At 52.5% G+C, this 6,600-nt stretch carries 2 protein-coding genes and 1 pseudogene; 1 reads left to right on the top strand and 2 read right to left on the bottom strand.

Features of this window, described 5'->3' with window-relative positions:
- Positions 1 to 354: 354 nt before the first annotated feature.
- A complete protein-coding gene (locus CFB46_RS35760; protein ID WP_143751639.1) occupies positions 355 to 2,697 on the bottom strand; it encodes a glycosyl hydrolase family 95 catalytic domain-containing protein in 2,343 nt (780 codons plus the stop codon).
- Between the two features lie 1,393 nt (positions 2,698 to 4,090).
- Here CFB46_RS35760 and CFB46_RS34835 point away from each other — a divergent pair.
- Positions 4,091 to 4,720: pseudogene (locus CFB46_RS34835) on the top strand (IS3 family transposase); the annotation flags it as partial.
- Between the two features lie 277 nt (positions 4,721 to 4,997).
- Here the strand turns inward: CFB46_RS34835 and CFB46_RS35755 are convergent.
- Positions 4,998 to 6,600, bottom strand: a 1,603-nt coding sequence (locus CFB46_RS35755; RefSeq protein WP_306427334.1) for a hypothetical protein, incomplete at its 5' end; no start/stop codon positions are given.

Here is a 6,600-nt window from a genome sequence, read left to right as displayed (position 1 = left end):
CACTCTGCGCTGCAGTGGATGACGCCGGCGGAATTCGCCCGCGAGTGCACCGATCGGGCCGATCCGGCCCACCCCGAAGAGCCGGAATTTTCCAACTAAGACCGGGACGGAAATTGGGCCAGCCTCAGCTCATCCTGACCTCCTCGGTTGCCATAAATTATGGCTCGAAGATGTCTACGAAAGGCTGGCCGGTCCAACGGACCATAGATTTATACGTTTGACAGATTCCCCACTGCACCCAGCGGGGAATCTACACACTGATTCTGTACTTATCAAGCACGATAAAATTACCTTACCCGATAGCCGAACGCACCCTCGAACTGTTGTCCGGTTGCGCGTTAAAGCTAATGCGACTCAACCTCTCTGAAGCATCACGATCTGACCAGCTGTCATCGGGATGCTCAGGATGTCGGTTCCCATCGACGAAATATCGATCGAACCTCGGACCGAACCACCAAGATTGTGCTTAATTTTGATGGTGCCCCCGACTTCGCTGAAAATCGTGATCGACTGATTCACCCCTCCTTCCCGTGTTGCTGAAATTAGAAAAGCACCGTCCGTGCGGAAATTACTGAACGAAACATTCTTCCAACTACTCGGCACTGCCGGGAAAACACGCGTGACACCGCTAAAACACTGCAGACTCAACTCTTGCAAGCTCGTCATCATCGACAGCGGCGATTCGATGACCGGGGAGGCCAAATCGCCGATATCGCTCACTTCCCCATACAGCGTATTCGCATGGACGGGGCTCTCGGCCATGTGCAAGAAGGTCGTAAGCTTGTCGATTGCTCCGTCGCCATCGCCCATCATCGCGAGCATTGATCCCCAACCGGTGAATGAGTAACCACGAAACGCGTTTGTGGTTTTCGTCCAAGTATTAATCGATTGTTTCATCAAGGCGATTTTGTCAGGTTGATCGACTGTGACAAGACAAAGTGGGTAAATCATAAAAAGATGCGAATAATGTCGATGCGGAACTTGAAATGGATAATCAATCGATATTCTATACCCTGTTGCGCTGTCGCTTGAGTAATCGACATAATTATCCAGAAAATTTCTCCACGAGGATGCGTCTGGGCTATTCATCCCCAGATCGCGATCCAGTTGAAGCAGCGCACCCAAGCTCCACCTCACAATCGCAACATCGTAGTTCGGGTTATCGAATGCGCTCCTCCCATTCGTTGCCGAATACTCCGGCGAACCGGTCTTGACAGCCAGCTGGTACCGCCCCGCGCTGTTCTTTTTCGACAAATGAACGGCATACTGAACGCTTCTTCGCAGCAGCGGGTATAGTTTTTTGCCGATCGCAGGATCCATCGTAAATCGATAATGCTGATAAACATAGAATAGCAACCATGACAAGTTGCCGAGATATTCCCCGCTGCCGGAAGTTGAACCCGTGGTACTATCGTACGCAAGCGACACGATACCAATGAGATCATTAGAAGTGGTTGTAGTCAATGCAGCCGAATCAGCCTGATATTGGGTCGGTACATTCTTAGCGAGATTGGTTTCATTTTCAGTTAGAATGTCGATCAGTGTCGTCGCAATATCCAGCCGATTGGCAGCGTAGAGCGGTGCGTAAGTTAGCTGCATGTTCAAATTGAACCAATATCCGGCCCACCAGGTTGTGCCGATGGCCCAAGGCCCCTGCAAATCAATTGCCGGCCCGCCGCGGCGGCCTGCACACCCAAACTTGTAGACCTGCATATCGTAGAAACTTTGAAATTCCGGGTCTGGAATTCGATACGTCGAAAGTGCGTAATATTGATGCCAGCCATTGCGATGTGCATCGATTTTTTCTGGCAATTCCTCAAGGGAAAATGCTGCCAACTTGGCAACAGCATCATTGCCGGCGGCGGAATCTGTCGTTGAATAGAACGTCAGCGCGATCACTTTGATACACGTGGTCGTTTCGATTTTTCTATAACAGATTCCGTATGCCCCCCCCGCACTCATCGGCTGAGTACATAACACGCAATCGCCAATGCTCGACGTCGTTGGAGCCGGGTTACCACCAACGTAACTCGCTAACGGATGATTCGAAATTCTCGGACTCACGGAGGGAGCCGGCATCCAACTAACGTTAATTGCCGGCCCGGTCGCGGACTTGCTCACATCGATAATGACGAAATCCTCGTCGCGAAGCGTCGTCGTCGATATCTGAACGTTTCGAGCGGTGGCCGTCGTAAATGTGCCTGCTGCGTAGGCATCGTACAAATACATGGTCCCCGATTTTTTTGTAATCGTTTCGCCTATGTCGACCAGGAAGTGCCCCAGAGGCAATCGTGGGCTAGTATACAGTACGGTGTTGCGTGCCCCATGTGGCCGATGATCGTAAAGATCGGTACGGCCCACATCGACCCGCACACCTGTTGCTGGATCTCGCGACGCAATGTAGGTCATCGTTCCAACCAACCCGTTTCCGGTGAACACCCCGTCGAAAATGCTGGTCTTCAATTCACTTACTGTGAAGTTGCCAGGTACATAAGCAGGACCCGACGGCGCGTTGACCGATGTCGACGTCGCGACCGTCGCCGGATTTGGTGGTGGCAATGCCACAGGCGTCGTCGGATCTAACATGACGGCCTGACTCTTCTGATCGCCATCGCCGCACCCACTCAATAACCCGCCCACGGCCAGCCACGTACTGTTCCTGAGGAATTTCCTGCGATAACGATTCGGTTTTGTCATCTCTTCACCTGATGTAAACGTGGAGTTCAAAGTTAATTACAACGACCGGCGCTTTCATGAAATCGATGTCGGCGCTCCAATTGTTTTTCCTCCTTCTTCTTGGCGATGGTTTTCGCGACTTGCGCCCCTTTCTTAATCGAATGCCCACTCGAAGCTACTTCGTAATTTTAATATCTTGGCCGATGATGATAATGAAAAGTTATCTTAAATTTCAGAGATGGACAGCACGGTGCGTATTTCTGACAATAATTTAGCCTTTCAGGTGTCGCGAAGTTGAAAATAGGCGTTCGTATCCGTGAACTGAATTCCGCTCGCACGGCCAGCAGGCGTTGTGCCGTTCCCGTTCGTCGCATTCGATAGTGAATACTGCCCATGTACGTCGAAGCTGTGGAATTCCAGCGACTGATATAGCATGTTGCTGCTGTTTCGTGATCCAGTTACGGCCACGCACCAGCGAGGCCAACGACCAGTCCGTCTGACCGAACGGACCGAAGTCCCCTACGCCGTTCGTGATCACTGGTTCTTGGCCCCAGCAACAACGTGCCGTATCGATAGTTCGGCAGCCCGACCGCCACAAAACGATTCCGGTTCGTGCCGTCCTGGCCGAGCGCCCTCGTCACCGCATTGAATCCGTCTTCCAGGCGGAATACCGCCTTGGTTTCGGCACCGGGGTCCTCGCTCCCGTTCAAGCCCCCAAATGGGTGCCCGAGTCTCCACTCCCCGCGCTTCAGCGGCTCATCGACCCACCGCAGCTGGTCGTGAGGCCACTCATATTCTCGATCCTGCATCCGGACGACCGTACAGCGTCACGCCGCTCTGCGCGTGCGCCATTCGCCAGGAAGCCGGAAGCCGGAAGCACCATAGCAATCATCGTCATTCTCATTGTCGAAACACCGCGCCGAACCTGCATGAAGTCCAAGCGCAAGAGGCCACGTCAACTAAAAACCCAGATATACAAGAGAGGTTGCGCTACCTGATTCCAGTGCGGAATTTTTATCTACACTGCAGACAATTGGGAAGCAAAGCTGCGACTCGGCCGCAATTCCGCCCCTCTGAATTGGGCCCGTCTATTTTGACGTACATTTAACCGGACCATTGGTCCATCCAATGGTATCTATTATTCTGGCGCGTGTGTTGCACGTCTACCTAGGGATAGTGCTAAGAACTTTGAAAAATTGACTGTAAATTTCTCGTCAATCGCGTAGATTTTCAAACCACTTTCAACAAATGGTATCGAATAAGTCGCTCGCACTCGCGGCGCAGCACAATCGTCGCGCCACTAAAACGAGTATGGAAATTTTCAAGCTAGTTGTCGCCTCAACGAATAAATAGCAGGCGGCCTTTCTCTCTTGCGGCGTTGTGGTGTGACATCCAGGTTATCAATGCGATCAGGATTCAGATGCACGGCGTCCATCGCGTCATGCGCACGCACGGGTTGCTGATGCAGCGCCGGCCGCTTCCGCCTCGCCCCCAACGTCGGCACGACGGCAAGGTGGCCGTCGCGCGCAGCAATCAGCGATGGTGCTCCGATGGATTCGAGTTTCGCTGTGACAACGGCGAGCCGCTGCGCGTGACGTTTGCGCTGGACTGCTGCGACCGCGAGGCGATGAGCTGGGCGGCTACGACGGCAGGTCACAGCGGTGACATCGTGCGCGACGTGATGCTGGCTGCAGTGGAAAATCGGTTTGGCAACGAACTGCATACACCGTCCGAAATCGAGTGGCTGAGCGACAACGGTTCGGGCTATACGGCCGACGATACGCGCCGGTTTGCAGCGGCCATCGGCCTGAAGCCATTGACCACGCCGGCGTGCAGCCCACAAAGTAATGGGATGGCCGAGAGCTTCGTGAAGACGATGAAACGCGACTACGTCGCCTTCATGCCGAAGCCAGACGCAGCGACTGCTGCACGCAACTTGGCCATCGCGTTCGAGCATTACAACGAGAAGCATCCCCATAGCGCGCTGAAATACCGCTCGCCTCGCGAATTCCGGCGCTCGATGGATTCAACAACCTTAGTGTGACGCTGTGTCCGATATTACAGGGGCAACTCCACTCCGCGATAAAAATTTCAGCTTCGCCTGTTTCTCCAGGCCTACAAGCATGTGGTGGCGGCCCGGGCTGAACGTCCCGTAGTACAGCGGACGTCCATGTGCATTTCGGCCGGACTTTGCAGTTCGACGGTCGCGCATTCCGTGTGTCCAAAGTAGCTCCCATCACTTGAAATAACGGACACTACTTTGGACACCGGCTTCAGCTTTATCCAAGCGGCCACGGAATAACGCTAATCTCGCGATCGAACTACTTTGAGAAATCAACCACCATCGCCTGCACTGGAGGCACTGTGAAGGTGTAAGTTCCATCAGCATTCGCTCGAGACGCTGCAGTCCATACACCACTCCACGCACCATCGCTTGCCACGCCGCTTCCGCCAAGCGAGATTCCCGTAGGTGACATAGGATTCGATCCGCTTTGCGCCAAACTCATAGTACGGGCAGTGGAGTAGCCGCTCGGGACAGTGACCGTTGCAATCACTGGATCGTTACCGTTGTCTGTCCAGTTTCGGTTGATGATTAACATGCGAAGATGCCCGTCAGGTTGTAATGCTCCGAATACTGAAATACGAGAAGTCAATCCAACGACCGACGGAACGATAATCTTGCCTCCTTGGTTGAATTGGCCGTATGTGAGCATCCCGTATCCGTCCGCCTTGAGCGTCGGCAAAGCGTTATTACCGCTACCATTCGTGAATGGAGGTGTAATCGGCGAGTAACCACCGTTGGTCGCACCCAAGTGCAGGTTCAATCCCGCCAATTTACTGTTCTGTGCAAACCAACTCACGTTATTCAGCGCCCACAATGCCGCAGCGAAAGAGTCGCCAGCTCCAGCAATTCCGCCGCCGTACATGCTGTTTATCTCCATCAACCTAGGCGAGAGATTTACCTTCGAAAGCGTCGCCGTGAAATTCGAGGGGTCATACGCTCCCTGCGCCAACAATTTACTTACCAGCGAAAGACATGTCGTCCCCGAGCCAGTCACACCGGGCGCGAGACATGGGGACGTATACCCGCCACCCAACGGATATTCATGGGTATTTACATACGAAATAAGTGATTTAACCCCTGCTATCTGAGCCTCCGAAATATTATCCGTCACAAAATAAGAGTCGTTAACGATATTAGAATTCCACCCTTGACCGGCTGTGCTTGGTCCCGTAAAATAAAGATTTTTCTTCAGAGAATCGGAAGTTAGCTTATAAATTCCCGAAACATAAGATTTAAAGGAGGCCAGCCAAGAGGCATAACTCATCCTCGTATTGTTGTCCTCATTTCCAATTTCGAAGATAAGCTTTAGCTTTGGATATGTTGAATTTTTGTACTCCAATAATGAGGCAGCGTAGTTAAAATATGTCGATACGTCCACCCCATAAACTGGAAGGTTCCACTCAAGTTCAGTCAAACCGACTTCCTTGGCGAAATCAATCACGTTTTTGGCTGTTTGGAGCGGCGGATAGGCACGCGAGCTTGCATCCCCAACGCGCTGCTTGACGCTGTCTGCTGAAGTTCCTCCAACACGAATATTTTTTATATTCAGACGCCGAATCAAATTATTGAAATTGTCTTGAAATGCTTGTGCTGTCGCTGAAGTTTTTGTGTTTTTCGATCCCACTCCTAGCAGCCCCTCATTTCCGCCGGGTGAATCTTTATCGGAATTGCAGCCGTTTTTCCAATTTGTAATTTGCATTCCGTTATTTATGCCACTGGTGTCGGGAGGGGCGTAAGCGACCAGCCAACCCGTCTTGACGAGCGAGTTTAGGCGGCAGTCGAGAGAGGTTGCCAACGATGCGGCAGTAGCGCGTCGATGTCGTTGGCCTTGTGGGTCGGCAAGCGTGTGAGGACGTCCT

The organism is Burkholderia sp. HI2761, from assembly GCF_002223355.1.
Lineage (GTDB): Bacteria > Pseudomonadota > Gammaproteobacteria > Burkholderiales > Burkholderiaceae > Burkholderia.
The sequence above is the reverse complement of the archived record's forward strand: the minus strand, read 5'-3'. Positions and strand labels throughout refer to the sequence as shown.